The organism is Archaeoglobus sp. UBA230 (assembly GCA_002507545.1).
Classification (GTDB): Archaea; Halobacteriota; Archaeoglobi; order Archaeoglobales; family Archaeoglobaceae; genus Archaeoglobus.
In genome coordinates, this window is record DAVR01000046.1 from 1 (window position 1) to 24,892 (window position 24,892).

Below are 24,892 nucleotides of genomic sequence, written 5' to 3' on the forward strand. Positions count from 1 at the left end.
GACAGAGGGATTTGGTTTTGTAGGGAAGCTTAATACCCTTTAATTCAGATGCAGTATGCAGCATTAGGATAAAAACGGCAAAAGAGTATATCAAGTTTTCTGTGTGTTGCCAGTGATTCAACCCTTTTTCTTTACATCAGCCTCCAATTCTGCTTCGATTTCGAATCCGTCCATTATGAAACGAGTATCATAGTATTTCCTTACAAGCCTTGTTGCATGCTGTCTCGCTTTGACGATTTCGCAGCCGAAGAAGGAAAAGAAGTTCTCAACCTGTCTCCTCGTCCTCATCTCATACACATTTTCAGCCGCTGTTGTTACAACGAATGGAACGTCAAATTTCTTTATAACCCTCACCTCATCGCAGAGCCTTTCAAAAAGCTGCATTCTGCTTAACCCCTTATTTCTGATAAACTTTGCCAAACTGAGTTCAATTGCCACATCCTTTTCTGCTGCAAGCTTTATTGTGGCATAATCCAGTTGCCTGTTGTCACTATCCAGAATCAAATCAACCTTTCTCCTCATTACAGCCTCTCTACAGACTGCTTCATTGCCAGTAACTCCTACAATAATGTTCTTTCTAACCTTTCGAAGCTTCTTTCTCAAGTCATCCGGATTCTCGGCCTTTACAACAACCCCCCCGCAGATGCCGGGTTTCTCAAGCATGAAAATGTAGCTCTTAAATCCCAAGTCCATTAGATTTTCAGGGACAAATCTCAAGAAGTCGTACATATCTCCTTAGCAAATTCAACAATAGCATCTCTCCTTGCTGGAAATGTAACGAGCTTGACCTTTACAGCTATCGGATCCCCACCATGACTTAGTTCAATCTCTCCGAGGTAAGCTTTTTGTTTGTCAATCCTGATGTGGAGGACATTCTGATCATCAATCCTGTCTTCGATGGTTTCCAGCAACTCTTTAACCTGATCACCCAGTTGCTGCAAAAAATATCTCCAAAACCTCCTTATCTCCCCACTCTTCTTAATCTCCACTTCAAGAAACTCCATTGGGTTGCCGTAATGACCTTTTGCCTTGCTTACAAATATTTCAAACTCAAAGGGAAAAAGAGTGGCAATCGCCTCACCAACTTTTTCGCGATCTTCAGTTGAGTGGACAACGGCAGAAACTTTAATCCACTCTACCCTTCCCTTCATCTGCTTTTCTTTCTGAAATTCGCCCTGTAACTCGGTCTGACCTTCTCTGCTCCTCGACCTTTCCTTCTCAAACCTCTCGCCTTCCTGCCTGCTGAAGTCAAGCCGCGATAAACTCTCCCTTTCTTGGAGCTCACCCAAAAGAGCTGTTTGTCCGTCTTGATGGCTGGATGGTCTCTGTCAACCAGAATTACCTCAAACCACTTGTATCTCCCATCCTCTCCAACCCAGTAGGAGTTCAGAACCTCCATGTTGGGATACCTTCTATTTGCCCTCTCTTCAGCGATCCACTGAAGGTTCTTTTTCGGAGTTCTCTTGTTAACCGCAAGTCCCTTGCTTTTCCTGCCCTTGTTCGGTCTCGTTGCCCTCCTTCCACCTCTCCTTATTCTAACTCTGACAACGATAATCCCTTTCTTGGCCTTGTACCCCAGAGACCTTGCCCTGTCAAGCCTCGTTGGTCTTTCAATTCTTACCACTGCAGGCTCCCTTCTCCACTTCTGCAACCTCTGCCACATGAGTTCCCCGACAAATCCCTCGTAGGGCCTCTTCCAAGCCTCTCTGATATAGGCATACATTGACTTCATATCAACCACCACGCAATTACGCCACCGCCTCAACAACAGCAGGCTGCGTTTCTACAGTTTTCGGCTCTCCAAGAAGCTCGATCTTTCTGATCTCAACCCTTCTTATGGGGTAAATCTTTTTGGCATTCTTATATATTTCAGCCGGTATTTTCCCCAGCACACATTCCTGAAGAAACTGGACGAAGTTCATCGAGCTACCCTTTTCAAGTACTATCTCCCGCATGATTGATCTAATCACCCTTTTCTGACTGCTCTTGCATCTTCTTATGGTGAAAACAACTGGCTTCACTCTTAGCTTGTAACCATCAGCAGTTGTGACATCCACGACATCCTCAATCTTACTTGTCCTTCTCCTTGTGAGGCTGTTGAGATACTCCCTTGTAAGCTCAAATCTCCAAAATTTGGTATACGCGTTCTCCCCAGCTACCCGAAATACCTTAAAAATCAGCTTCTTGTACGTGTTTTGGTTCGAGTAATCATTAGTCAACTCTGCAAGTGTCGTCTCCACAGTCCTATTTAGCACTTTATTTGCGTCATCCGCTGGAGTTTCACCAAGTTCGGCCATTCCAAAGTACTCAGGAGCGATTAGCGTGAACCACTTTTTCATCGTCCACTTATCCTTAACTCTTGCAGCTCTTCTCTTTCTCGCCATGCTTTTGCAGTTTTGAGGGGACAATTAATAAAACTTTTGGAGATTATAAACCATGCATGCTCTGCTGATGTGCGGGGGGAGGGGAGAAAGACTTGGGAGAGGAGAGAAACCCCTCTTCGAGGTTTGCGGAATGAAGCTGATTGAACATTCCATTGTGGAGTTTGAAAATTTTGATGTTCTGGCTGTAACATCTCCCAACACACCCGAAACGGAAAGATTTCTGATGGATGAAGGGATAGACTTTTACAGAGCCTCTGGAAAAGGATTCATTGAAGATTACAGGGAAGTTTGCGTTGAGATGTCCATTGCGGAGCCAGTTTTCATAGCATGCGCAGACATCGTTTACATCCGAAATGGAATAGCAGAGAGGGCTCTTGAGAGTTACATGACTTCAACAAAGAGGGCACTGAGGGTTGTCATAGGCGGAAAGTCGGTGGGTTTGAACATCATTGATGCCTTTTTTATAGATGAGGCGCAGGAGGAAGAGATATATAATGTCGAAGAGAACAGTTTAATCAACGTCAATACCTTAAAAGACGCTGAGAGGGCTGAGAAGTTATGGACTATGACAAGAAAAGGGAAAGGCTTGCAGAAAGATTGAAGTATGAGCTAAACCTCAGTGATAGAGTTTATAAAGCAATTAAAAAGGTTCCCAGACACCTTTTCGTCCCTGAAAGGTACAAAACGGAGGCTTACGTTGACACCCCTCTACCCATCGGGTATGGCCAGACTATCAGCGCTCCGCACATGGTTGCGATCATGTGCGAATTACTCGACCTTCAAGAAGGGGATAATGTGCTTGAGGTTGGAACCGGCTGTGGATACCACGCTGCTGTCGTAGCAGAACTTGTCGGGAAGAAGGGGAAGGTGATATCCATTGAATACATTTCTGAGCTTGCCGAAGTTGCGAAAGCGAATCTACCAGCGCTGGGCTACGATAACGTTGTCATCATAGTGGGTGATGGAAGTAAGGGCTACGAACCAGAAGCTCCCTACGATAAAATTTACGTAACAGCCTCAGCCCCCGACATCCCCAAACCTCTTATCGAGCAACTCAAGCCAGGTGGAAAAATGGTCATCCCTGTGGGAGACACCGTTCAGTGGCTTTTGATTGTCGAGAAGGATGAAAAAGGGAATATCAAAAAGAAGAACTGGAGTTCGGTGCGATTTGTGCCATTGAGAGGAGAATACGGATTCAAAAGCATCAGATACTGATAAAGCATGCTGGGTAGCTCAATCGCATTCCTAACAACCATACCAATTAAGGGAGACATCGAAAAGCTGAGAAGAAATCTTTGGACTTTCACCTACACCGCCGTGGTCATAGGCCTCATAATCGCCATCCCGGATTTTGTAAGGCAGTATGCTGGCTTCGATATTAGATTTCTCGCAGTAGCTCTTTATATGGCGGTAGAGGGTATAAACCACATTGACGGCTTGATTGACTTCGGAGACGCTTTCTTTGCTCCCGAAAGCAGGAAAAAGGAAGCTTTGAAGGATACAAATACCGGAGCGGGTGGAATTGCAACAGCAATCCTTTACCTTGTCTTGCTCTACCACACCCTACAATTGTCCAATGCCATACAGATTATTTTCGCCCAGATTGCAGCGAAATTCTCGATGCTGCTACTGATGGTGACATCAAAACCGAGTTGGGAAGGGATGGCTTCATACATGATGGAATTTGCAGGATTTAAGGATGTGTTTATCGCTCTACCCCCACTCATCGTTGCTGGTTATCTCATAGGCCTGAACTCGGTCTATGCGATTGCCATGACAATTGTGGTGGTTCTGATTTTGAAGGGTTACTCGGAGAAAAAATTTGGCGGGATAAACGGAGACATTATTGGATCCGCAAACTGCATAACCTTTCTCTCTTCTCTACTCACCCTTTAATTTTGCTATGAAAAATCCTGAACAGTTGTGAAGATGTGGGAAGCTCCTAACAACCTTATCCCAGCTATCAAACTTCTTCCCCCTGAACTCCCTAATACCCCTCGAGAAGGGTGTGTCCAACCTGACGACTTCAGCCCCTATGCTTCCGACATTCGCCTCATTCTCTTCAAACATTATGGAGCATGTTGCATAGACAACCTCATGAGCACTCCTTACGGCATTTCTCAGCATTTTTCTCTGAACTGAGAGTGTGGCTCTGAACTTCCTCCAGTCAAATGTCCACTTCACATTTGGTTGAGTTGCGTAACTTCCTGTAGAGGAGCAAGGAGCATCAACCAGAGCCTTATCTGCAACAAAGTTGAAATTACACCCGTCACCAAGTCTTATCTCAACATTCCTTACGCCGAGTTGCCTTAACTTGCTCCTCATTCTTCTGATCCGTTCTGGGGAGTTGTCAACTGCAATTATCTTTCCCTCATTACCCATCAACATTGCGATATGACTTGTCTTCATACCGGGGGCTGCAGCAAGGTCAACAACCGTATCGTCAGGAGAGGGGTTCAGAGCGCAGGATACAAAGCAGGATGCCAGGTCCTGAATCACATACTTCCCCTTAGAATGCCACTCTAAGGATGCAGGATGTTTCTCGTAACCTTCAACCCTGAAAACCTCGTCAATAAACGTTGGAGACAAAACGACCTCATTTTCTTCCAAATATCTTACAACACTCTCAACCGAGCTTTTTAATTCATTGACCCTGATGTAAGGTGGTGGTGCTATCAAATTTGCTTCCATGAGCTTTTTTGCCTCATTTTCACCCAGCAGCTCATAGGTATAGCTTACAAACCACTCAGGATGGAAAAGTGTAAGGGCTACACTTTCCACGCTGTCATTACTTTCAATTTCCATGTCCTCCACTTTTCTTAGGATTGCATTTACAAGGCTGGCAAATTTGCTGTCCCGTTTCTTCACAATCCTCACGGCAGAATCCGTCGCGAGTGCGGGATGAACATTCTTGTATTTCATCTCATAAACTGCAACTCTCAGTAAATTTTTGACAAAAAGGTTGAGGGAGTCAAACTTAGGTGCAGAGTTTTTCAGAAAGTAGTCTATTGCATTGAGCCTTTTCAGAGTTTCAATAGAATAAGCATGCACACTCCCACGGATTTTATAATCATACTTGCCAGCAAACCTTGCAATAGCAGTCTTGACTGAAATTCCCTCTTTTTCAACCAGTGAAAGAACCTTTGCGGCAATCTCCTGAGTCGGGATCACATCACGACCATCTGAGCGTGCGGACATTCTCCAATTTCCAAAACCCTGTCTTTATCAATGATGCCGATCTTAATAGCAAGCTCAACAGCTTTTTTTCCAGTTATGTTGGCTATTGTTGCTCTTCTCAACTCTCTCTTAACCTCATCCTCGCTGTATTCTTCCTTACCATAAAAGCTCTCTTTGACCTCTATTTTCAGCTCTCCTTCCCGAAATGTTCTCCCAACTATGTCTGAATCACAGACCGCAACGAGCACTTCACCCTTCACTCTGTATACCTTCATTCTGAATGTCATCAGATGTTCCTAACCGGATGTTTCGCTCCACAGGCAAGGCAGCGAATCATCAGTACTCTCTCTTCCTTCACGAACTCGGTATCTGGAGAGTTACACTCCCTACAGAGAACGTAAAGGCGGACATAATCATCTATTTCTTTCTGAATCTCATTTTCCGTGAATTTTCCCTGCAAAATCAATCTACCGTTGTCAATGAAGCCAGCAGTACCGAGAGACTTGACTATGTACTTGTAAAGATGGTCTTCGCTTCTGTTGAGAGTTCGAGCGATCTGCGAGAAGTTTTTCAAAGTTGTTCTCGCACCTTCCCTTATGACGCTAACTCTCGGTATTTCAAACCTCTCTCTCTTCACAATATCCTTATTGGCCAGCTTCTCCAAGGCTCTTTCAAGGAGTTCCTCATAAGCTCTCATTGTCATGTGTTGTTGTAAAGAAGATAAATATTTTACTGGCTAAGAGTGTTACCTGTAAGGCTAAACTCTGAAGTGAGACCACCTAAGGATTATCCCCACTACCATCAAAGCGGAACCAAGCCACACGCATGAGATTAGAGGAACTGTGTAGTGCTCGAGGACAACTGACCTCTTCTCAAGATCAAAACCTGTAATGGCAAAGTACTCGTCCATCCACAGATAACTTACTATTTCAACTGACGAAACGCCCCTCTCCTCCCTCTCTATTTTGTAAATCACATACTCAGGATACACCACTCCGTAAGGTGTTTGAATCTTAGATACAACTGTAAACTTCTCATAATCCTCATTCAACCAGATATCTTCAAGTCTGAATCCATTGTCGTTACCCAAGTTCAGCGTTTCATGAGTCTCAAATAACCATACAGACAGGGAACCGAGAAAGAGCACCATCAAGCCTACGTGTATCAGCTTTGCTGTAGAATTCATCTTCTTTATGTTTAATACTGCCAGTAGCGTTATCATTGCAAAGATCGGTAGGAACGTGATGAGATAGTACGATCTCTCAACACTCACCATTAAGTTCGCCACAGTGCCCAGAAAAACGACTATAAAGGCAGATGAGAACAAAACTGGAATTAGGGGAGAACACAGACTTTTAATGTTCTCAAAATCTCTTATTCGTGAGAAAATGGGAATTAAAGAGACACAAAGTGGTGCAAGATACATGTAGCCAGAGTAATCGCTGCCAAAACTGTGGACAGAGCTAATAATACCCCCTCTCGTCACAAAGGTTGCGAAGAGGACGAAAGTGAAAGTGAGATATGCAAACAACTCCCTGTGCTTTCTCAGATGGAAATAAAGAGTGAGGGTTATCCATGGTAGAAGCGAAGCGTTCTCCACCGGGTCCCAGCCCCAAAAACCACCCCAACCAAGGGTTCTATATGCCCACCAACCTCCAATAACAATGCCAAGGGTTAGGAAAAGCCATGATAGCCTTGCAAGAACTCTCTGATCTGATGCAGAATCCCCTTTTGCAGACTGAGAAAGTGTAACCGAAAAAAGCAGAGCTGAAAGAGAGTAAGCCAAGAAGACTACTGGAGGATGGATTGCCATCTCAAAGGTTCTTAGGAGTGGATTAAGACCGTAGCCGTTGGTAGGGAGGTAGGGAATCGTGACGAAGGGATTTGAGTAGAATTCAAGAATGATCAGGAGATATGAGGAGAAAGCAGACATTATCAGACCGACTTTTAATTTCATCAAATCTTTTCTGCCCGCAGACATATACAGAGAAGTGACAAGAAGCGTGAGAAATGCCCAAAGAAGTAAACTACCCTCTTTGCCAGCCCACACTGCACTCAACTTGTAGACTATGGGCATTTCAAGATTTGAGTTCGCGTAGACATACCACACAGAGAAATTGTCGGTCAGAAAATAGTAAATCAGTAGCATTAATGCTGCAAAACAGGCAGATGTAGAGGCATGAAGCAAATCTTCAGCTATTGTGGCATACTTGATGGCCCTATTTTTCAGAGCAGTAAGAAATAATATCGCTGAAAATACAGAAGCTATAAGAGAGAGTAAGAGGAGAAAATCACCTGTCCCCAACTAACCACCTGTATATTCTGTGTGACACTTCCTTAAGACTTCTTTAGCATATAAAACGCCATCTTTCCAGTCCCCGACGACGACGACCTCTGAGTCGTAGTGCTGAACACTTCCTTTATATATCACCTCAACTGCCGCGTTACCATCAGTCAGTTTGAAGAATGTCATGCCGTTCTGTGCCTTCAAGTCAGTAATTTTTCCCACAACCTGAATGTCGTTTGCGTAGTCAAGTTTTAACAGTTGTGATGGGGAGATGTAGGGAGATATGTTGTAGTACAGAGTAATAATGGCTATTGCGATGAATATCAAGAGTGCTGCAAGGCTGAGTTTCTTACTGTTCATGGTTTAATGGGGGGCTGGGAGAATTTAAAGGTTTATCGCAAGTTTAAAAAATCACCCCGCCAAGTTGTTTTGAGCGGGGGTTGCCGAGCGGTCAAAGGCGCTGGATTTAGGGTCCAGTCCCGTAGGGGTTCGAGGGTTCGAATCCCTCCCCCCGCACTTATCTGCGTTCCTCGAAATTTTGATTCTAAAACCCACGTATCACATAAGTGCCCATCCCAAAGCTCGCCTTTGCTCCAGCACCAATAAGTTCGCCGATTGCGAGAAGCTTTAAAGCATTCTTATCTGCATTGTTGATTCTGTACCTTGCAAACCCAGTAACGCCGTAAAAACTCCTCTTACCCTGTCTTTTCGAGACGTGGATGAGTTTGTGTTTCCGCCATTCGGATTCGAGAATTTCAGCTTTGCATTCAAAATCAAAAACTTCACCACTGCCGTATTCGTTGACGTAGAGTATCAGTCTCCTCCTTATCAGATGGATGAGGAATTCGAGTTTTATTGGAATATAGGCTTCGATTGGCGTTGAGTACTGAACTTCCACAACATCATCGAGGTTTAGTGGGGCGATTTCTCCAAGATCCACGGTCTTTATTCCCTCCGCATTTACACTCTCCCCATCGTAGATTTCCTTCCCGGAAATGGCATCTTTTATGCTGGTAAGCTCGTATCTGCTTGTAGCATTCAGCCCAAGCTTACCGAGGTAGCGTAAACCGTAAATGATGTGGGGCAGATAGCGGATGTAATCTCCAAAAACGTTTATGTCGAGAGTTATTTCACCTCTTCCGCTCACTGATTTCCCGTAGAAGGGAAGAACGGAGATGGCTACCATTTATTTAATTTATACAATAGAGAAGTTAAGAATCAAAAGCTCCTGAAAATGGAGATTGAAAGAAGTAACACTTCTCAGAATAAAGAGCGACGAAACAACCTTGCAACGACTGCAGAAACAGATTACTTAAAATGGGCCCGCGGGGGTTCGAACCCCGGACCTCGCGCTTATCAGGCGCGCGCTCTAACCAGGCTGAGCCACGGGCCCAGAATATCAGGCATCTTTCAGAAAAAGGGTTTATTAAAGTTATGGTAGTTCAAAAAGTATGCGAATTAAAAAACAGAGCACGGACTATCAGGTTTACAAGATTCTATCAGAAAAACAGATGTCTGGCGAAGAAATTGGGAAAATGCTCGGAATTACAAGATCGGCAGTTTGGAAGGCTGTAAACAAGTTGAGGGATTACGGGCTCAAAGTTGAGTCCACCGGAAGGAGCTATATTCTTGTTGATAAAGATGAACTCAACCCCTTTGAAGTTGCTGATATCACCTTTAAAAGGCTTGATGATCATATTGACGAGGTTATCTACTACGAAACCACAGATTCAACCAACGAGAGAGCTAAAGAATACGGGAAATCAAAAGTTCTGTTTTTTGCTGAATCACAGACAGCAGGAAAGGGCAGATTGGGAAGGAAGTGGGAGAGTCAGAAAGGAGGACTTTATTTCACCCTCTCTCTCGATCCGACACTTGAATATTCCGAGCTGCCCAAAATAACTCTGGTAGCCGGACTTTCGGTCGCTGAAGCTATACCTAAAGCCAAGATCAAGTGGCCAAACGATGTTTTGATCAGAGGTAAAAAAGTTTGCGGCATCTTATCCGAACTTTACGGGGAGATGGAGAACCCTATGATCGTCTTGGGGATAGGTATCAACGTTTCAAACCCGATTCCAGACGAACTTAAAGACGTTGCTGCATCAATTGGTGAATTCTTTGATTTAAGTCGAAGAGAAATTTTTGATTTGGTTTTGGCTAACTTTGGAAAATACTATCAAAGGTTACTCGAAGGAGAGTGGAGTGATCTGAGAAAAAAGTTCCTGAAGAAATGTGAAACCATCGGTAAGGTCGTTAAAGTTACCACATCTGCAGAGGAGATCATAGGAGTGGCAGAAGATTTAAGCGAGAATGGAGCGCTTATAGTTAACGGTAGGGAAGTATACGCAGGGGACTGCATTCATCTTCGAAATTTCAAAATCCAATGAAAAACATTTATTAATTCAATTCAAATAACACACATGGAGGAGTTCCTACATTCAGAGTTCTTCGACTGGGTGGAGAAGGCAGCTGACCTCATCAGGACTTACGAAGGTGACAGAATAACAGTAGTTCACCATAACGATGCTGACGGTATCTGTTCCGCAGCTTTGCTTTCTAAGATTTGTGATTATCTTGGTTTTAAATCCGAATTTATCTGCATTGAGAAGGTATATCCGGCGATTGTAGAGAGAATTCACAGGGATAGAGATGGCATGATCATATACACAGATCTTGCCGGTTTAGCAGCAGAGATGATAGATAGAGTTAACGCTGGAAAGAGCAGAGTTTTAATCATAGATCACCACCCGGCAAAGGATATTGAGAGTGATACGGTGCACGTTCTAGATCCTGAGCTTGCCGGAATTTCTGGAGACATATTTGTTTCAGCCTCAAGCCTGAACTACATTTTCTTCAGAGTTCTTGCTGAGAAGGAGGCGATGGACTACGCATACATTGCAGTTCTCGGAAGCGTTGGTGACTACCATGACAGGAGCGGTGGTGTGCTTGGGTTTGATAGATTCGCCCTCAGCGAGGCTATCGAAAGGGATCAGGTTAAGGTGAGGTTTGAGGGCGTTAGAGAGAAATACTTTGTGACAAAGTTTGGCGAATATGCCGATGAGATAGCGATGCGCCTGACAACTCTTGGGGCAGTGGGATACGAGAAGAGAGGATACAGGTTTGGCATTAAAGCTTGCTTTGAGGGCTTTGATGATGCAACGATGAAAATGGTTTCCGAACTTGGAGAATTAAAAGAGAAAAAATTTAAGGAGATGATTGAAAGACTCAAGGATGGAGAGCTAATTCAGGAAAAATACACCCAGTGGTTCCATGTTGGTAATTTCTTCTCTCCGATGGGCGTTAAAACTGTTGGTGAATTCTGCCAGCTTGTCAAAGATATGAGCTTTGTAAACGATAGCAAATACCTTATAGGATTTCAGGATAAGCCAAAGTTTATCCCTGATCTCGGTGAGATCGAATGGGAATGTGTAAAGATGAGCGGTAGAACCCCACCTCTCCTCGAAAGAAGGGTTCTAAGAGGAGAAATGCCCGGTCTTGACTATTTGGTTCCGAAGGCGAGTGAAGCTGTTGGTGGATTTGCAGATGCTACCCACAAGATCGCCGCAGCAACTATAATAGACAAGGACAAGGAAGAAGAGTTTATAAAAGCCTTTGAGAAACTGGTAGACGAGTATGAAGGTGGATGAGTATGAAACAACTCGTTGTTAAAGATATAGAAAAGTGTGTTGGCTGCGGACTTTGCATGTATGCCTGTTCCCGAAAATTTGTTAAAAGACCTGAAATAGGAAATAGCAGCTCTGCAATCCTTGCTGTAAGCCTGAGCGGATTTGAGAGGGGTGCAACAGTTATTTTCTGCCGTGCGTGCACTGAGCCGCCATGTGCACAAGTGTGCCCCACTGGCGCTCTGAAACCGAAAAGGGGAGGAGGGGTAGTTTACATCGAAAATCTATGCTTAGGATGTAAGTACTGCATGGACGCCTGCACCCTCAATGCCATCTTCGAAAGGGAAGACGGAAAGATAGCCGTCTGTATTCATTGTGGCTACTGTAGCAGTTACTGCCCACACGGCGTTCTTGCCTATGAGGAGGTGGAGGCATGAGAGATGCAGTGCTTGTTATAGACCTTAGCAACTACAGCTACGAGGTTGAACATCGTCCAGACCTTTTTGAAAAATGGATCGGTGGTACTGGGGTTGCTGTTCAGCTTTTAAAGGAGCATATGAATCCAGAAGCAGACCCGCTGGGAGAAGATAATGTCATTGTTTTTGCAACCGGTCCTTTTACTCCCGCTTACCCACTCGCCTCCAAAACCGTTGCACTATTCAAAAGTCCTCTCACCGGCAACCTCGGAGAGAGTCATGCTGGTGGTAGAACAGCGACTTCGATTGCCAATGCTGGCTATGGTGCAATCGTTATAAAAGGGCAGAGTAAGAAGCCGGTTTACCTTGTGGTAGAGAATGGTGAGGTGCATTTCAGGGATGGCAGGGTTATCTGGGGCATTCCAGATTCTCTTATTGTAGGTAGAATAATAGCAGAGAACGAGCCGGGAAGGGGAATAAGGACAATGATGCGAATTGGGGGGGCAGGAGAGAAGCTTGTAAGGTACGCATGCGTAACGACCGAGACCTACAGACACTTCGGCAGACTTGGACTTGGAGCAGTTTTTGGCAGTAAGAGGTTAAAGGCCCTCATTATAAGGGGCAGGAAGAAGTATTTACCCGCCAACACCAAAAAATTCAGAGAGGTTTACGATGAGATATACAGAACAGCAATAGAGTCCGATGCGATGAAAAAGTATCACCTTCTTGGGACTGCTGGCAACGTTATTCCTCTCAACGAGCTTAACTCCTTACCCACAAAAAATCTCCAATCGGCGAAGTTTGAAAGTGCAGAAGAGATAAGTGGAGAAGCTCTGGCTGAACATAATCTTGGACGAAGAATTGCATGCAGTCACTGCCCGATTGCATGCATACATCTCGCAGCCCTTAGAATCCCCTACGAGAATGAGCCATATTTCTACAAAACCATCATGATATCCTACGACTACGAGCTGATATACTCCCTCGGTTCCATGCTTGGTGTAGGAAGCAGAGATGGATTGCTGAGACTTATTCACAGGGTCGAGAGTTATGGACTTGATGCTATGAGCACAGGTGTTTGCCTCGCTTGGGCTACCGAAGCTCTTTTGAGAGGAGTTGTGAGTGAGGAGGATACGATAATAAAGCTAAGCTTTGGGAATGTTGAGAATTACCTGAAAGCGATAGATTACATCTACGAGCAGCCGAATGAATTTTACAGGCATCTTGCGATGGGTATTGAGCACGCATCCGATGTTTACGGGGGAAAGGATTTTGCCCTCGCCTTTGGAGGAAATGAAATGCCCGGTTACCACACCGGATATGCCGCACATCTTGGCTATGCAACTGGCTTGAGACACTCTCATCTCGACTCTGCAGGCTACAGCATTGATCAGAAGGTGAGAGATGTAACTCCAGAAGAAGTAGTTGATAAGTTAATTTCGGAAGAGTGTTGGAGGCAAGTTCTATCCAGCTTAGTCGTTTGCTTTTTCGCAAGAGGAATCTACACTTCAGACCTGATTTCGAGAGCCTTCGAGCCACTGGGGGTTGAGATAAGCGAGGAGGAACTCAAGAAAAAGGGAGAGGAGATATACAAGGAGAAGCTTAAACTCAAAGTTGAAATGGGCTTCAACCCTGAAAATCTGAGATTCCCAAAGAGAATATTCGAAATAGAATCTTTGCACGGGAAGTTGGACGAAAGATTCATTGAAGAAGCTAAGAACTACTACATAAAAAAGGTAAGGGAGATCGTTGGCTAAATATCTACACATTTTTCCGCTATATTCCCGAAATCGCCCACCTTCAAAGGACAAACCATATCAACACAGTATCTATAATCAACATCTCCCAAATCCATTCTCACCCACGCGTGCTTGCTTCCGTCCTCATCTCCCTCTCTGTGTCCTGCACAGAACTTGACATTGTAGCCCTTGGCTTTCAGAATTGCAGCCATCGCTGCAGCCACATCATCACAATCTCCGACTCTATGAACGAGGAACCACTCCGGATTTACAAGAACATCCCTCTCACCAAACAGGTTCTGGTCGCTAACATAGTTGAATGAGAACTCTTTGTCGTTTATATAAACTGCATCGCTGATATTGGTCATTTCAGAGTAAGCCAAGACGATTTCAGAGTTTAAAGCTTCCATGATTGCGTTCTTGATTATTTCAAGCCTGCTGTCCATGTCTTTCCCTGTAAGCTCAACCTCTACCCTTTTCGGATTTGCAGAAACTAAGGCTCTCAGTTTTTTCAGCTCTTTTCTCAGCTTCTCATTCTTCGTCCTGATATCTTCAAGCATTTTGGTGGAATTTTCAAGTTGCCCTTCAATATAAACCGATTTTTGGTTCAGCAATTCGATTTCCTGACTCAGTTCCAGATATTCTCTCTTTAAAAACTCGTATTTCACCTCTATCTTTGTGAGCTCATCATAGAGATAGAATGAGAGCGTTGAAAACAGAAGCAGACCAAAAATTAAGACTATTGTAGTTTTACCCATATACAAATCCGCTCAGCCAAGGTCAAAAATCTTACCATAAAGGTTTTTAGGATTGAAGTAAATTAATAATTATGAAAGCCAGAACTGTTTACTGGGGAGATAAGGATAAAATGGAAGTCGTTGAGGGATTTACGGAAGTTCACTCTGCATCCTTCAAGTCTGCCGGAAAGGCTTACTGGAAGCTCATGATTGCCTCACAAGAAGTAAAAGTCAAGAAGGGAAGGATTGCGCTTATTAAAATCGAGGACATTTACCTTCCGCCAAAAACAGCAGTATCTCCCCTCTCAATAATGAGACATGCGCTGGGGACTGTGATTGATGTCTACGGAGAGAGGCTTTACAGGATTGAGGAGGATAAAAAGATCGTTTATGCTGCCTTTCTTCCTACAGAGAACGGAATCGTTGAGGTGGGGGATTTGATTGGTGTCGTTAAGGTATATCCGATGAATGTGGCTCCAGCAGACTTTGTTGGGAGCATTGCTGAGCCTGATGTTAACGTTTCGCTCAAAGAAGTTGTGGGGAATATAACTTACAGAAAAAACGGTGAAGTTGTGAGAGAAAGGTTGAAACTCAGAGAATACTGGTACAGAAGGTGGAATGTTGCTGAGTGGTATCCTCTGATTGCTAAAGAAAGCCTTGATGTAAAAAAGGGCGAGCCAGTTCTTCTAAGAGTGGAAAATGTTGAGCTGCCCGAGAACACGATTCCAGTACCGCTATCAATAATGAGACATGCGCTGGGGACTGTGATTGATGTTGCACATGCTGGAAAACCGAGAATGGTTGAGGAAAGGAAACTCATAACTCACGCCCTCTTCATCCCAGCCTTTAACGGAAAAGTAGATGAGGGAGACCTTGTTGGAGTTCTCAATGCATACTACATTTCAACAGGTGAGAGAGCTTCAAGGCTGCTCCAGCATTTAATAAGAAGTGTAGAGGCGAATCAGGTTTACTGGAAGGACGGGAAGGTCGTAAAGAAAAGGATAAAGATATCACCCTTCAGCTTCAAGAGGAGTAGCATCGGAAAGTTTGAGCCAATCGTAGCTGCGGAAAGTAAGGATTTAGAAGAGGGAGAAGTCGAGTTAATCAGAATCACAGACCTCGAGTTCCCTTCAGGAACGATCGTTCAGCCTTTAACAGCCTTTAATCATGCTGTCGGCAGTGTTCTCGATTTAGCAAGTTTCGAACCCCCTAAGCCAGTTGAAGAGGATAGAAGAGCTTCTCACGCTCTACTTCTCGCTGTGAAGAGAGGCAGGGTTGAGAAGGGTGACTTGCTTGGTGCTGTTGCAGTTTACAACGTTTCGGTATTGAGAGAGCCTGAGTTCTTCATCTCAAGGTATCGGGAACTGTTCGTGAAGCAATGAATTTAATAACTCAGTAAAAATTTCTCAGCATGGATTGGATTGAGAAAGAAAGGAAGTTCATACTACAAACCTACACAAGACAGCCAGTTGTAATTGAAAGGAGCGAAGGATGCTACGTTTATGACACTGAGGGTAGAAGGTATCTCGACCTTGTCGCTGGGATAGCAACGGTTAGCATAGGTCACTCCAACAAATATCTTGTTGAGAGGGTAAGAGAGCAGCTTGAAAAGCTAATCCATATCTCCAATCTTTACTACACCATCCCTCAGATAGAGTTAGCTGAAAAGCTGAGTCAAATAACGGGAATGGACAAATTCTTCTTCTGCAATAGCGGAACTGAGGCAGTTGAGGCAGCATTGAAGTTCGCAAGGAAGGCTACAGGGAAAAAGAAGTTTGTCTCCTTCACCGGCGACTTTCACGGGAGGACTATGGGTGCCTTGTCGGTAACCTACAAGGAGAAGTTCAGAAAGCCCTTCATGCCCCTCGTTGAACCCGTGGAGTTTGCAGAGTTCAACAATATTGAGGAACTGGATAGAAAGGTAGATGAGGAAACTGCTGCCGTGATACTGGAACTCGTTCAGGGAGAGGCTGGCGTATATCCCGCTGATGCAGAATTCGTCAAAGCAATTCTTGAACTCAGAGAGAAATACGGATTTTTGCTGATTGTTGATGAAGTTCAGACTGGATTCGGCAGGACTGGAAAGTGGTTCGCAAAGGATCATTATGCTGTAAAACCCGACATTATGACTATGGCAAAGGCAATGGGCTCAGGAATGCCCATCGGATGCTGCGCTGTTAGTGAAGAGGTTGCTGAGAAGATAGAAGCAGGAGATCACGGGTCAACCTTTGGTGGAAATCCTGTTGCGTGCATAGCTTCCATGGCAACCATAGAGTTCATTGAGAGGAGAGCGCTGGTTGAAAACTCTGCCAGAGTGGGGAAATACTTTGTCAGGCTGCTAAAGGAGCACTTTGAGAATGTCAGGGGTATGGGGCTTATGATAGGCTTTGAGGTGGATGATGCCATTAGTTTTGTCAAAAAATGCTTGAAGAGAGGGTTGCTTGTAAATAACACATCTGAAAGGAGTATACGCCTTGTACCTCCACTGATAATCACCGAGAAAGAAGTTACACAGGCTCTGGAAGTTATGGTGTCCTGATTTCACCTTTGATTGAACTGAGCCATAACAAAAAAGCCGACGGTTTCCGCGATTCCCGTGCCCTCTCGGAACACAGTACTACGCGGAACGGGACGGGGCTTAACTTCCGGGTTCGGAATGAGTCCGGGTGTTTCCCCCGCCCTATGACCGTCGGCACTTTTTCTTAGCTTCTTGGCTATTTAAGGGTTTTGGTTACCCAGAACACGGTCTTCTATGCTTATTTTTCTTGTGAATTTCTCTCTAATCTCCGGACGCATAAGATACCAGATTACTACGAGGTTTAGAACAATTGAAACTGCTGCAAGGGGTTGAATGAACATCAAAAAAATACCATAAAGCACATTAAAGCCTGCCAGAATCACGGTGCCAATTCTACCCCACTCCCTCATTGTGAAGAGACCAAAGCCAACAACAGCATAAACAGCGCCGAAGAAGATTGCAACATAAACCACTGTGTCATATATCTCTGTTAGAAGCTCCTCTGTGATGTTGACCATACCATACATAGACTGGTTGAGTAACACCTTGTATTCCTCTGAGAAGATTGGGTACGCAGTATCCTTAGAGAGCATGAGCGATAAACCAGAGGCAAAGAACAGAGTTCCACCGATGAGCATAATTACAGAAAGCACAGTAACTCCGAGCGGACGCATGGTGATTTTTGAGATTTTAAATTTAAATGTTTTACTGGTATACCGAGTTGAACAAGTGCAAAGGTATTTATATGGTATTTAAGTCTTTAAAAATGGTGGTGTTATGGAAGACTATAAGATCAAAATAGAGAATGTTGTCGCTTCAACTCAAATTGGTGAAAATATCGACCTAAACAAAATTTCGAGAGAGATAAAAGATTCTGAATACAAACCGAAGCAGTTTCCCGGTCTCGTTCTGAGAACAAAGGAGCCCAAGGCTGCTGCACTTGTTTTCAGGAGTGGGAAGGTCGTTTGCACAGGTTCGAAGAGTGTTGAAGATGCGAGAAGAGCTGTAAAGCAGATCGTAAAAATGCTGAGGGAGATAGATATTCCAGTAATTGATGAACCAGATGTTAAGGTTCAGAATATTGTCGCTTCTGCCGATCTCGGTGTTGATCTGAATTTAAACGCAATCGCAATAGGTCTTGGACTTGAGAACATCGAGTATGAGCCCGAACAATTCCCAGGTCTCGTTTATAGACTTGACGACCCGAGAGTTGTTGTGCTTATTTTCGGTTCGGGAAAGATGGTAGTTACAGGTGGTAAAAGTCCAGAGGATGCAAGGAAAGCTGTTGAGAGGATATCTGAAGAACTGAGAACCTTAGGACTGATGTAAATGCTGCTTGACAAGGAGGGTTTCATAATAGATATAGACGGTGTTGTGGGCAAGAGTAAAACACCGATAGTCGAGGGTGTTGAGGCTGTAAAAAGGCTTAAAAAGATTGGCAAGAAGATCATATTTGTTTCCAACAATTCTACAAGGAGTAGAAGGATACTGCTTGACAGACTGAAGTCCTTCGGTCTTGAGGTCACAGAAGAGGAGATACTTATAGCCACCTATGCAACTGCGAGGTTCATTGCAGGGGAGAAGCCGGGAGCAAAAGTGTTCACAACTGGTGAGAAGGGACTGATAGAGGAACTTGAACTTGCTGGATTGAGGCTCGTGGATTACGATGAGGCAGAGTATCTTGTTGTTGGATCAAATCGGGGAATAAACTTTGATTTATTGACGAGGGCATTGAGGGCGTGTCTGAGAGGGATCAGATATGTTGCAACAAATCCCGACAGGATTTTTCCGTCTGAAGATGGGCCAATTCCCGGGACGGGTATGATTATCGGTGCTCTCTACTGGATGACAGGCAGAGAACCTGATGTCATCGTTGGGAAGCCCTCCAAAGTGATAATGGAAGAAGCCCTGAAAGTGCTTGGGCTTAAACCCGGCGAAGTAGCTGTTGTCGGGGATCAGATAGACGTTGACGTTGCAGCGGGGAAGTCAATAGGAGCTGACACGGTTCTGGTTTTAACTGGAGTGACCACAAGAGATAACCTTCAGCAGATGATAGAGAAACATGGCATTGAACCGGATTACATCCTTGAATCCCTCAACAGCATTTTTGAGGGATAGATATGGATACCGCAAATGATTTCAGGATTCTACTCGCTGAAAGAGGGATTGATGAATTGCAGAGAGTGTCGCAATCCCTCAAAGTTCAGGGAAGAAAAAGGTTCGTCGAAGCTCTGAAAGGTATGGCTTCGGAAATTCAGAACGTCAAATACTGCTACCTGCCATATCCGGATATTCTTGAATTTGAGAGCTTCCGCAACATTGTAGATGCCGCCTCATCACTCAGAGCCATGCTTCCAGACGATAAAGATTACAACACAATTCTGACCGACTACTGGCTTGAGTACCTTCAAACCTTGCCGGAGTTGATGAAAAGAGGAGAGATCAGGAGGGCTTGCGAGGCAATCAGATTTTTTGCAGGAGAGATAACATCGAGAAGTGAGCTCGATGGTCTGTGGCTTTGCATTTTTGACTATGGCGATAGGATAGAGGTTGTGACGAACAGTGAAGAATACAAGCAGGGGAAGAAAGCTGTGGTTGCGTACCTCCCTCCGAGGAGGTTCGGCAAGGTGGTAAGCAGAGGGATGTTTGTACTCCAGCACGACAGGATAGCTAAGAAGGGAGAGCTTACGCTTGAAGACATAAGAAGTATAACAAAATGGCTGGGAGAGGTCGAATCAATTCTGATGGAGTTAACAAAAAATAGGTAATTACTTGGGTGGCCAGTTCTTTTCGAGCCACCCCTTAATCCTACCTGAGTCCATTGGCCCAACCAATACGTTCCATCCTGTCTCATCTTCAATGGCTCCCTGCAGTCTGGCCGCAAGTCCTGGAATGACGAGATACTTGTGGTTTACTTTCTCCTCTATTTTTGTTTCCTCTATCAGTTCTTTAACCTTTGAAGCTGTGAACTGACCTCCAGCTACACTGACCTCAACTCCTAACCCTTCAGTGTTGAGCACAAGCAGCCATCCCTTGATGCCGCCGCTCGTAAGGTCACTCTCGACTGTGTAGTAGGTAAGAGCAAAGTTCGTCGTGATGAACACCGGGTCGTCCGGACTTGGGTCATTGATCGGCTTAAGTCCTGGCTCGACCTGTACCGGCGTTCTTGGGTCGGTGTATATGTTGAATCTAAGCGTTATCGTAGGCATCACAACGTGCTGGTCGAGGCTTCTGAAAATCATAATGTCCCCGTATTTTACAATAAACATGCTTGCAATAACCGCCTCCCAGTAGGCCTTGCTGACTTCATCCCCGTCAATCAGCCATGCTGCGATCGGAGTGACCATTATCGGGTAGGCAACGTCCTTGTCCTGTCCCGCTATAGCAGTCCTGCGGAGCTGAATCACTCTCTCGAATGTACCCTTCAACCCTTCACCGAGCGGCTCAGTAACAGGATCGAGAACGATGTCCTTAACCCCAGCCTGCTTGAAAGTCACTGCTAAGCTCTTCAGCATATCCAGGTCCTTTGCCCTTATCGTTACGGGAACCTTGTAGTCGAGAGCGAGCTTCAGAAACTCCTTCCAGTTTCCTTCAGTTGCTGCATACATCAGGGGCCTCTGCTCTGCTATCTCTTCTAATGCGGCTTTCATGCACTCGGGATCGAGGGCAACGAGGATGAGGGGTTTTCCGTAGGAGGCGACCTTCTTCACAACCTCTCTATACCTTTTCGGATCTCCAGAAGTACATCTTACCGCAAAGCCATCGAGTGTGAGAAAGTTACCGACATAGAACTTTCTGTAGCTCACCAGTCTGTCACATCTTTCCTCTATAGCCTTGTCCTCCATCGTGTCCCACACGTCGTAGAAAAACGCCGTCGGATTGAAGAAAGTCAGCTCGTGTCTGTGGAGAACTTCCTCACCACCTATTTTAACCGCACTATCACCAACCCCTACGACAACTTCTGCTATCTCGGGCGCAGTTAACTCCAGAAGCTCATCGAGCTTCTTTTTAACCTTTGCATCCTTCTGGGCGTCTTCAACAAGGGGTTTGCAGTCAAGAACGGAGACTGATCTGTCAAGAACGTGGGCGGCAAAGCTCATGCAGGTGTCGAATCCACATTCCCCACAGTTGGTTCTCGGTAGGTAATTGTAAACCTCAAGAGGGCTCTTAACCTTCATCCCTACACCTCCATGAACATCCACTCTCCCGGATCAGCTACTGCTCCACTCACCTTCCCGCCGAGTGTGTTGAAAACCTCTTTAAGCACAGCTACTGCAATCGGGTGCATCATCATGAACAGGTCAACTCCTGCGAGTGAGAGTGTTAGACCGGTTATAATCTCCCAGATTGGTCCTCTGAGTTCTCTCGGACCCCATGGTGTGTCTTCTTCAATTGGAGAGTCTATCATCCACGCCTCTCTTGCCCCCCAAGCGTTAGTAGTGCCGCTCGATATTGGGAAGTTAAGGTCGGTGTCCCCCTTCAAACCGCTTATCCTGATCCTCTCCATGTTCGTGAAAGCATAGTCAAGGCCGTAACCCAGAGCTGCAGTAGTTGGGTCCATCACGATGCTATTTCTCGGCACCTCAACTCTCTTGAGCAGATACCTATTCAGTGTCTTCTGGTTGTTTATGTCCATCTGAGTCCAGCTGAGCACAACATGACCGTACTTCTTGGCAGCGTTTGCAATCCTTTCCCAGTCCATGTCAAGAGTTGCTGAGGCGAGCATGATCCTCTCTCCCTCAGCAACCTCTGCGGCCTTCTCAAGCACCTCCGGGTCCTTTTCCTTGTTACCACTACCACCAACAATAATTGGGCATTTGACTGCCTGCAGAACGTCTTCAAGGACCTTAACTGCCTCGCTCGCAGGAGTGTCGTCGAGCAGCGGATCAGTGCTTATCAGGTGGAGAGTGACAAGGTCTGCACCGAACTTCTTAACACACTTCTTCGCCCACTCTGCAGGGTCGTCAACCACATCTTCATAGTGCATCCTTACAGCCTTTGCGAGCATCGGTCTTCTGTCAAATACGTCAATCGCTATCGCAGGCAGATGTGGCTGTGGTGCATCGAAAGTGTAAAAAGCAAGGCTTTTCTGCCCCCCAAGCGTTAGGGTATATTCTCTACTTCCACCATCTGCTTTTGTTGCACCAAGAACTACTTCTTCGATCTTGCCCGGATATTCTTCCTTATACAGCTCGAACTTCGCTTTGGTAATCTCCTGTGGAATTCTGATTTCTTCAAGTGGTGCTGCTTCAGGCGCCGGGGCAGTTGGTGCTGGAGCGGTCGGCTGTGCTACGAAAGGTGTTGGGATGCCAAGAGCGGCAGAAAGTCTCTGGAGATATCCCAGAGCCATGTTTGCATGATACAGAAAATTGCCGAACTCTGAAAGCATTGAATAAAGAGGGGCAATTGCCGAAAGGTCAATTGCAGAACCTTCAAATTCTATCTCCAAGTCGCCCTCTATTTTAACCCCTTCAATTTCCTCTACATTATATTTTTTAAGAAGGTCTAAAAACTCCTCAAGCGTGAACTTTTTTGCCAAACCTATCACCTCGCCTCAACCGGTAACCTTAAGATAAAATTCGATACCTCCTTCATCTTTTTATAAACCTCGGAATCTTTATCTATAGCAGTCACGGGTTCCCCTCTCAGATCAACCTCTGCAACACTTTCATCATAGGGCAACACAGCAAGAATCTCAATACCCTCCTCATACGCAAACTCCCTTATTGTGTTTTCAGCCTCTTTACTTGTTATCCTGTTTGCTACTAAGTATATCTCCCTGAAGTTTAGTTTGAGCTCTTTGGCAAGCTCCTTTATTCTTCTTGCAGTAGCTAAACCCTTTCTTGACATATCGGTTACGATGATTATGTAATCAGCACTGTCAATTGTCTTCCTGCTGAAATGCTCTAAACCAGCTTCCGTGTCAATTACTATATACTCATAGTGTCTCATCAGCCTTTTCAACACACCTCTCAGCAGAGAATTGGCGAAACAGTAGCATCCTTCTCCCTCAGGCCTTCCCATAACAAGAAGGTCGTATCTCGGACATTCACATATCGCTTCGGCATAAATCTTGCCTTCCAGCCACTGTTCCTTGTTCATCGTTCCCATCTCATCTCTGCTTACCTGAAACAGTTCTCGAATTTCGCCAAGAGTCTTTCTTACCTCATCGGCAACTCCAAGAGCTTCTGGAAGGTTGCTATCGGGGTCAGCATCTACAGCAAGTACACTGGTTGTGTTTTCTGAAATAAAATTTACGAGGAGGGCGGAAACAAGTGTTTTTCCCGTTCCACCCTTGCCCGCTACTGCTATTACTGTCATTCTTCTTCCTCTATTATCAGCTCTGGTATGTGTATTTGAGCACCTTTAAGGATGAGTTTAACCTTTTTTACTTCTTCCTCCATTACTTCCCACCCTTCTTCTCCTTCTCCGCCTTCTTGATTATGACCTTGTCAATAGTAATCTTTGCATCCTTGATGATCAGTTTAACTCCTGCTGGTGCTGCAGACGGGGCAGGCATCTGAAGGGCAGGAAGCTGGAATCCGGGCATTGCAGGCATTTGCATAGGTTGCATCGCTGCTGGCTGTGCTACGGCAGGCTGAGCAGCAGCTTCTGCTGGAGCTTCTGCGACTTCTTCAACCTCCTCTTCTTCCTCCTCAACCCATCCGTTTGTTATCTTCTGCCCATCAACCGGCCTGACGACTCCCTTGACAACCGGGTGATCAACCTTCTTCAGGAACTCTCTGAGCTCATCCAAAGTCTTTGCATCATCCTCGGTTGCAATCTTATCTCTGATATCATCCGGTATGTACTTCGCAATTCTTTCCTTGAGCTCCTTCGGCATCCAGACAACTCTATACCATCCACCATCAGCCTGAATGAATTTCTTGCTTCTGAAGTAAGCAATACCAACACCGAGGAAACCTACAACCTGCTTTCCACCACCAGTCTGCCCGGCCATTGTTGAGAAGGTCAAACCATTGGGGGCGGGCTCAGCATAACCTCTGTGCACCCAGCCAATACCGTCAACTTCTGGCATGTAGAAGCCGATGACCTCAAAACATCCGCAGCTTGTGTGCGGATACTCGAAGAAGCTGTGCAGCTTTATTCTCTCGTATTCTCCACCGCTCTCCTGCTTTGCAAAGTCGTTAACACCACTGTACTCTCCTCCAATTGGATCGAGCAACTCACCCTTAGGTATAGCTCTGTTCGGCCCCTCAGGATCAACCTTGGCTGCTGCTCTACCATCGAACCAGGTTATGGCTCCACAGAGCGATGGTCTGTCTGGTGAGACGACACAGACATTTGTTGGGGCAAAGCTCTGGCAGAGGGTGCATGAATAGAACTCGTCAACATCCTCATCACTCAAAGCTTCTACTCTTGCATCTCTCTCCTCATATATTGGCATTGCTACCTCGTTCAGCAGCTTATCAACCAAATCCTTGTCGGTCACATACACTGCTTCAATCTTCTCTATGAAGGGTAGTTCGTTCTTGTAGAGCATCATTGTTGCTTTTGCAATCTGAATCAGGCTGTTAAGACCTTTCTTAATAGCATTCTTTCCAATTCTGATCCAGATGTCATATCTCTGGTTGAGATGCATATAACCTTCAAGGTAGTTCTGGAAGTCGTGATTTCTTCTCTCAATAACTGGTTCGAGGTCTGTCTCAACCATCTCACCAGCAATGTAGTATACCATCGCGTAAGGATGCGTCGAACCTTCTTCCATCTCATCAAGGTCAGGTCCGATGAGTGTTACCTTCATGTCCTCTACCTGGTCCACAGGTAAAGCCATTACGAGTTCAAAACCGGGCTGTGATGGGCCACCCAGTTCAACATACATGTCGCCTTTTCTGATTCTCTCACCCTCGTACATCGGCGAAATGTCGAACGGAAACTCTGCTTCCTCGCCAACGCTCTCCTTAACCTTTGCACCTTCCGGAATTTCGATTCTTTTTCTCTCAACCATACTTTAACCACCTCCTCGATTTTAGGAACCTTATACCAAATC

General features: G+C 45.2%; 28 protein-coding genes, 2 tRNA genes and 1 rRNA gene. 13 read left to right on the forward strand and 18 right to left on the reverse strand.

The features are described 5' to 3' along the window. Nucleotides 1-117: 117 nt before the first annotated feature. The 4 genes from BP688_RS12545 to BP688_RS12560 are packed head-to-tail and all read right to left on the reverse strand — an operon-like array spanning nt 118 to nt 2,384. Nucleotides 118-729 carry an RNase P subunit p30 family protein gene (locus BP688_RS12545; protein ID WP_290597635.1) on the reverse strand — a complete coding sequence of 204 codons (612 nt, stop codon included), beginning with the start codon at nt 727-729 and terminating at the stop codon, nt 118-120. Continuing rightward, nucleotides 714-1,151: an RNA-binding domain-containing protein gene (locus BP688_RS12550; protein WP_290597634.1), complete on the reverse strand. Its 438-nt coding sequence runs from the start codon at nt 1,149-1,151 to the stop codon at nt 714-716. The genes BP688_RS12545 and BP688_RS12550 overlap by 16 nt, the downstream gene beginning before the upstream one ends. Beyond that, complete coding sequence (locus tag BP688_RS12555; protein WP_290597633.1) at nt 1,148-1,732, reverse strand: 50S ribosomal protein L15e; 585 nt, start codon at nt 1,730-1,732, stop codon at nt 1,148-1,150. Before BP688_RS12555 ends, BP688_RS12550 begins: the two co-directional genes overlap by 4 nt. Before the next feature lie 16 nt (nt 1,733-1,748). Beyond that, entirely contained in the window at nt 1,749-2,384 is a 636-nt protein-coding gene (locus BP688_RS12560; protein ID WP_290597632.1) for a 30S ribosomal protein S3ae, read from the reverse strand. A 52-nt stretch (nt 2,385-2,436) separates the two neighbouring features. Between BP688_RS12560 and BP688_RS12565 the strand changes: the two genes are divergently transcribed. The 3 genes from BP688_RS12565 to cobS are packed head-to-tail and all read left to right on the forward strand — an operon-like array spanning nt 2,437 to nt 4,280. After that, entirely contained in the window at nt 2,437-2,985 is a 549-nt protein-coding gene (locus BP688_RS12565) for a TIGR00454 family protein (protein WP_290597631.1), read from the forward strand. Next, complete coding sequence (locus BP688_RS12570) at nt 2,943-3,599, forward strand: protein-L-isoaspartate O-methyltransferase (protein WP_290597630.1); 657 nt, start codon at nt 2,943-2,945, stop codon at nt 3,597-3,599. The genes BP688_RS12565 and BP688_RS12570 overlap by 43 nt, the downstream gene beginning before the upstream one ends. A 6-nt stretch (nt 3,600-3,605) precedes the next feature. Beyond that, nucleotides 3,606-4,280: an adenosylcobinamide-GDP ribazoletransferase gene (gene cobS / locus BP688_RS12575; protein ID WP_290597629.1), complete on the forward strand. Its 675-nt coding sequence runs from the start codon at nt 3,606-3,608 to the stop codon at nt 4,278-4,280. Here the strand turns inward: cobS and BP688_RS12580 are convergent. The 5 genes from BP688_RS12580 to BP688_RS12600 are packed head-to-tail and all read right to left on the reverse strand — an operon-like array spanning nt 4,266 to nt 8,208. After that, entirely contained in the window at nt 4,266-5,582 is a 1,317-nt protein-coding gene (locus BP688_RS12580) for an RsmB/NOP family class I SAM-dependent RNA methyltransferase (RefSeq protein ID WP_290624690.1), read from the reverse strand. The two genes, cobS and BP688_RS12580, sit on opposite strands and share 15 nt — an antisense overlap. Beyond that, complete coding sequence (locus BP688_RS12585; protein WP_290597627.1) at nt 5,552-5,848, reverse strand: DUF424 domain-containing protein; 297 nt, start codon at nt 5,846-5,848, stop codon at nt 5,552-5,554. The genes BP688_RS12580 and BP688_RS12585 overlap by 31 nt, the downstream gene beginning before the upstream one ends. Beyond that, the gene (locus BP688_RS12590; RefSeq protein WP_290597626.1) at nt 5,848-6,258 is read right to left on the reverse strand and encodes a translation initiation factor IF-2 subunit beta; all 411 of its coding nucleotides are present in this window, start codon (nt 6,256-6,258) and stop codon (nt 5,848-5,850) included. Before BP688_RS12590 ends, BP688_RS12585 begins: the two co-directional genes overlap by 1 nt. A gap of 60 nt (nt 6,259-6,318) precedes the next feature. Further along, a complete protein-coding gene (ccsA, locus tag BP688_RS12595; RefSeq protein ID WP_290597625.1) occupies nt 6,319-7,866 on the reverse strand; it encodes a cytochrome c biogenesis protein CcsA in 1,548 nt (515 codons plus the stop codon). Continuing rightward, the gene (locus BP688_RS12600; protein WP_290597624.1) at nt 7,867-8,208 is read right to left on the reverse strand and encodes a cytochrome c maturation protein CcmE domain-containing protein; all 342 of its coding nucleotides are present in this window, start codon (nt 8,206-8,208) and stop codon (nt 7,867-7,869) included. Nucleotides 8,209-8,281: 73 nt separating this feature from the next. Here BP688_RS12600 and BP688_RS12605 point away from each other — a divergent pair. Then, a tRNA-Leu gene (locus BP688_RS12605) sits at nt 8,282-8,364 on the forward strand. Nucleotides 8,365-8,392: 28 nt separating this feature from the next. Here the strand turns inward: BP688_RS12605 and cas6 are convergent. Together cas6 and BP688_RS12615 are read right to left on the reverse strand one after the other, a co-directional pair. After that, nucleotides 8,393-9,034: a CRISPR system precrRNA processing endoribonuclease RAMP protein Cas6 gene (gene cas6, locus BP688_RS12610; protein ID WP_290597623.1), complete on the reverse strand. Its 642-nt coding sequence runs from the start codon at nt 9,032-9,034 to the stop codon at nt 8,393-8,395. Between the two features lie 132 nt (nt 9,035-9,166). Next, nucleotides 9,167-9,241 (reverse strand) — tRNA-Ile (locus tag BP688_RS12615). A 58-nt stretch (nt 9,242-9,299) separates the two neighbouring features. Here BP688_RS12615 and BP688_RS12620 point away from each other — a divergent pair. From BP688_RS12620 to BP688_RS12635, 4 genes are read left to right on the forward strand one after another with little or no spacing between them, the layout of a single operon-like run. After that, a complete protein-coding gene (locus tag BP688_RS12620) occupies nt 9,300-10,235 on the forward strand; it encodes a biotin--[acetyl-CoA-carboxylase] ligase (RefSeq protein WP_290597622.1) in 936 nt (311 codons plus the stop codon). Nucleotides 10,236-10,268: 33 nt separating this feature from the next. After that, nucleotides 10,269-11,495: a single-stranded-DNA-specific exonuclease RecJ gene (locus tag BP688_RS12625; RefSeq protein ID WP_290597621.1), complete on the forward strand. Its 1,227-nt coding sequence runs from the start codon at nt 10,269-10,271 to the stop codon at nt 11,493-11,495. Between the two features lie 2 nt (nt 11,496-11,497). Further along, nucleotides 11,498-11,908, forward strand: coding sequence for a 4Fe-4S binding protein (locus BP688_RS12630; RefSeq protein WP_290597620.1), 411 nt, complete (start codon nt 11,498-11,500; stop codon nt 11,906-11,908). Continuing rightward, nucleotides 11,905-13,644, forward strand: coding sequence for an aldehyde ferredoxin oxidoreductase family protein (locus tag BP688_RS12635; protein ID WP_290597619.1), 1,740 nt, complete (start codon nt 11,905-11,907; stop codon nt 13,642-13,644). Before BP688_RS12630 ends, BP688_RS12635 begins: the two co-directional genes overlap by 4 nt. Here the strand turns inward: BP688_RS12635 and BP688_RS12640 are convergent. After that, entirely contained in the window at nt 13,641-14,384 is a 744-nt protein-coding gene (locus BP688_RS12640) for a transglutaminase domain-containing protein (RefSeq protein WP_290597618.1), read from the reverse strand. The two genes, BP688_RS12635 and BP688_RS12640, sit on opposite strands and share 4 nt — an antisense overlap. A 71-nt stretch (nt 14,385-14,455) precedes the next feature. Here BP688_RS12640 and BP688_RS12645 point away from each other — a divergent pair, with 71 nt between their 5' ends. After that, complete coding sequence (locus BP688_RS12645; protein WP_290597617.1) at nt 14,456-15,745, forward strand: DUF22 domain-containing protein; 1,290 nt, start codon at nt 14,456-14,458, stop codon at nt 15,743-15,745. 29 nt (nt 15,746-15,774) lie between these two features. Further along, entirely contained in the window at nt 15,775-16,902 is a 1,128-nt protein-coding gene (locus BP688_RS12650) for an aspartate aminotransferase family protein (protein WP_290597616.1), read from the forward strand. Nucleotides 16,903-16,936: 34 nt separating this feature from the next. On the opposite strand, the gene rrf is transcribed toward BP688_RS12650, so the two are convergent. Beyond that, nucleotides 16,937-17,057 (reverse strand): 5S ribosomal RNA (rrf, locus tag BP688_RS12655). A 24-nt stretch (nt 17,058-17,081) separates the two neighbouring features. Then, on the reverse strand, nt 17,082-17,555 hold the full coding sequence (locus BP688_RS12660; protein ID WP_290597615.1) for a DUF7144 family membrane protein: 474 nt from the start codon (nt 17,553-17,555) through the stop codon (nt 17,082-17,084). Nucleotides 17,556-17,658: 103 nt separating this feature from the next. Here BP688_RS12660 and BP688_RS12665 point away from each other — a divergent pair, with 103 nt between their 5' ends. From BP688_RS12665 to BP688_RS12675, 3 genes are read left to right on the forward strand one after another with little or no spacing between them, the layout of a single operon-like run. After that, nucleotides 17,659-18,210, forward strand: coding sequence for a TATA-box-binding protein (locus BP688_RS12665; RefSeq protein ID WP_290597614.1), 552 nt, complete (start codon nt 17,659-17,661; stop codon nt 18,208-18,210). Then, complete coding sequence (locus BP688_RS12670; protein WP_290597613.1) at nt 18,211-18,999, forward strand: HAD-IIA family hydrolase; 789 nt, start codon at nt 18,211-18,213, stop codon at nt 18,997-18,999. A 2-nt stretch (nt 19,000-19,001) separates the two neighbouring features. Further along, complete coding sequence (locus tag BP688_RS12675; RefSeq protein WP_290597612.1) at nt 19,002-19,649, forward strand: RNA-binding protein; 648 nt, start codon at nt 19,002-19,004, stop codon at nt 19,647-19,649. On the opposite strand, the gene acsC is transcribed toward BP688_RS12675, so the two are convergent. From acsC to cdhC, 4 genes are all read right to left on the reverse strand, one after another. Then, nucleotides 19,650-21,059, reverse strand: a complete 1,410-nt coding sequence (acsC, locus tag BP688_RS12680) for an acetyl-CoA decarbonylase/synthase complex subunit gamma (RefSeq protein WP_290597611.1) — start codon at nt 21,057-21,059, stop codon at nt 19,650-19,652. It abuts the gene before it with no gap. 2 nt (nt 21,060-21,061) lie between these two features. Continuing rightward, complete coding sequence (gene cdhD / locus BP688_RS12685) at nt 21,062-22,420, reverse strand: CO dehydrogenase/acetyl-CoA synthase subunit delta (protein WP_290597610.1); 1,359 nt, start codon at nt 22,418-22,420, stop codon at nt 21,062-21,064. A gap of 5 nt (nt 22,421-22,425) precedes the next feature. Beyond that, entirely contained in the window at nt 22,426-23,202 is a 777-nt protein-coding gene (locus BP688_RS12690; protein ID WP_290597609.1) for an ATP-binding protein, read from the reverse strand. An 82-nt stretch (nt 23,203-23,284) separates the two neighbouring features. After that, nucleotides 23,285-24,850: a CO dehydrogenase/CO-methylating acetyl-CoA synthase complex subunit beta gene (gene cdhC, locus BP688_RS12695; RefSeq protein ID WP_290624054.1), complete on the reverse strand. Its 1,566-nt coding sequence runs from the start codon at nt 24,848-24,850 to the stop codon at nt 23,285-23,287. Between the last annotated feature and the right edge of the window lie 42 nt (nt 24,851-24,892).

What these genes read in the sequence shown, in the direction of transcription:
- BP688_RS12545 (WP_290597635.1), bottom strand. Translation starts at nt 729, where the DNA reads ATGTACGACTTCTTGAGATTTGTCCCTGAAAATCTAATGGACTTGGGA.
- BP688_RS12550 (WP_290597634.1), bottom strand. Translation starts at nt 1,151, where the DNA reads ATGAAGGGAAGGGTAGAGTGGATTAAAGTTTCTGCCGTTGTCCACTCA.
- BP688_RS12555 (WP_290597633.1), bottom strand. Translation starts at nt 1,732, where the DNA reads ATGAAGTCAATGTATGCCTATATCAGAGAGGCTTGGAAGAGGCCCTAC.
- BP688_RS12560 (WP_290597632.1), bottom strand. Translation starts at nt 2,384, where the DNA reads ATGGCGAGAAAGAGAAGAGCTGCAAGAGTTAAGGATAAGTGGACGATG.
- BP688_RS12565 (WP_290597631.1), top strand. Translation starts at nt 2,437, where the DNA reads ATGCATGCTCTGCTGATGTGCGGGGGGAGGGGAGAAAGACTTGGGAGA.
- BP688_RS12570 (WP_290597630.1), top strand. Translation starts at nt 2,943, where the DNA reads ATGGACTATGACAAGAAAAGGGAAAGGCTTGCAGAAAGATTGAAGTAT.
- cobS (WP_290597629.1), top strand. Translation starts at nt 3,606, where the DNA reads ATGCTGGGTAGCTCAATCGCATTCCTAACAACCATACCAATTAAGGGA.
- BP688_RS12580 (WP_290624690.1), bottom strand. Translation starts at nt 5,582, where the DNA reads ATGTCCGCACGCTCAGATGGTCGTGATGTGATCCCGACTCAGGAGATT.
- BP688_RS12585 (WP_290597627.1), bottom strand. Translation starts at nt 5,848, where the DNA reads ATGACATTCAGAATGAAGGTATACAGAGTGAAGGGTGAAGTGCTCGTT.
- BP688_RS12590 (WP_290597626.1), bottom strand. Translation starts at nt 6,258, where the DNA reads ATGAGAGCTTATGAGGAACTCCTTGAAAGAGCCTTGGAGAAGCTGGCC.
- BP688_RS12600 (WP_290597624.1), bottom strand. Translation starts at nt 8,208, where the DNA reads ATGAACAGTAAGAAACTCAGCCTTGCAGCACTCTTGATATTCATCGCA.
- cas6 (WP_290597623.1), bottom strand. Translation starts at nt 9,034, where the DNA reads ATGGTAGCCATCTCCGTTCTTCCCTTCTACGGGAAATCAGTGAGCGGA.
- BP688_RS12620 (WP_290597622.1), top strand. Translation starts at nt 9,300, where the DNA reads ATGCGAATTAAAAAACAGAGCACGGACTATCAGGTTTACAAGATTCTA.
- BP688_RS12625 (WP_290597621.1), top strand. Translation starts at nt 10,269, where the DNA reads ATGGAGGAGTTCCTACATTCAGAGTTCTTCGACTGGGTGGAGAAGGCA.
- BP688_RS12630 (WP_290597620.1), top strand. Translation starts at nt 11,498, where the DNA reads ATGAAACAACTCGTTGTTAAAGATATAGAAAAGTGTGTTGGCTGCGGA.
- BP688_RS12635 (WP_290597619.1), top strand. Translation starts at nt 11,905, where the DNA reads ATGAGAGATGCAGTGCTTGTTATAGACCTTAGCAACTACAGCTACGAG.
- BP688_RS12640 (WP_290597618.1), bottom strand. Translation starts at nt 14,384, where the DNA reads ATGGGTAAAACTACAATAGTCTTAATTTTTGGTCTGCTTCTGTTTTCA.
- BP688_RS12645 (WP_290597617.1), top strand. Translation starts at nt 14,456, where the DNA reads ATGAAAGCCAGAACTGTTTACTGGGGAGATAAGGATAAAATGGAAGTC.
- BP688_RS12650 (WP_290597616.1), top strand. Translation starts at nt 15,775, where the DNA reads ATGGATTGGATTGAGAAAGAAAGGAAGTTCATACTACAAACCTACACA.
- BP688_RS12660 (WP_290597615.1), bottom strand. Translation starts at nt 17,555, where the DNA reads ATGCGTCCGCTCGGAGTTACTGTGCTTTCTGTAATTATGCTCATCGGT.
- BP688_RS12665 (WP_290597614.1), top strand. Translation starts at nt 17,659, where the DNA reads ATGGAAGACTATAAGATCAAAATAGAGAATGTTGTCGCTTCAACTCAA.
- BP688_RS12670 (WP_290597613.1), top strand. Translation starts at nt 18,211, where the DNA reads ATGCTGCTTGACAAGGAGGGTTTCATAATAGATATAGACGGTGTTGTG.
- BP688_RS12675 (WP_290597612.1), top strand. Translation starts at nt 19,002, where the DNA reads ATGGATACCGCAAATGATTTCAGGATTCTACTCGCTGAAAGAGGGATT.
- acsC (WP_290597611.1), bottom strand. Translation starts at nt 21,059, where the DNA reads ATGAAGGTTAAGAGCCCTCTTGAGGTTTACAATTACCTACCGAGAACC.
- BP688_RS12690 (WP_290597609.1), bottom strand. Translation starts at nt 23,202, where the DNA reads ATGACAGTAATAGCAGTAGCGGGCAAGGGTGGAACGGGAAAAACACTT.
- cdhC (WP_290624054.1), bottom strand. Translation starts at nt 24,850, where the DNA reads ATGGTTGAGAGAAAAAGAATCGAAATTCCGGAAGGTGCAAAGGTTAAG.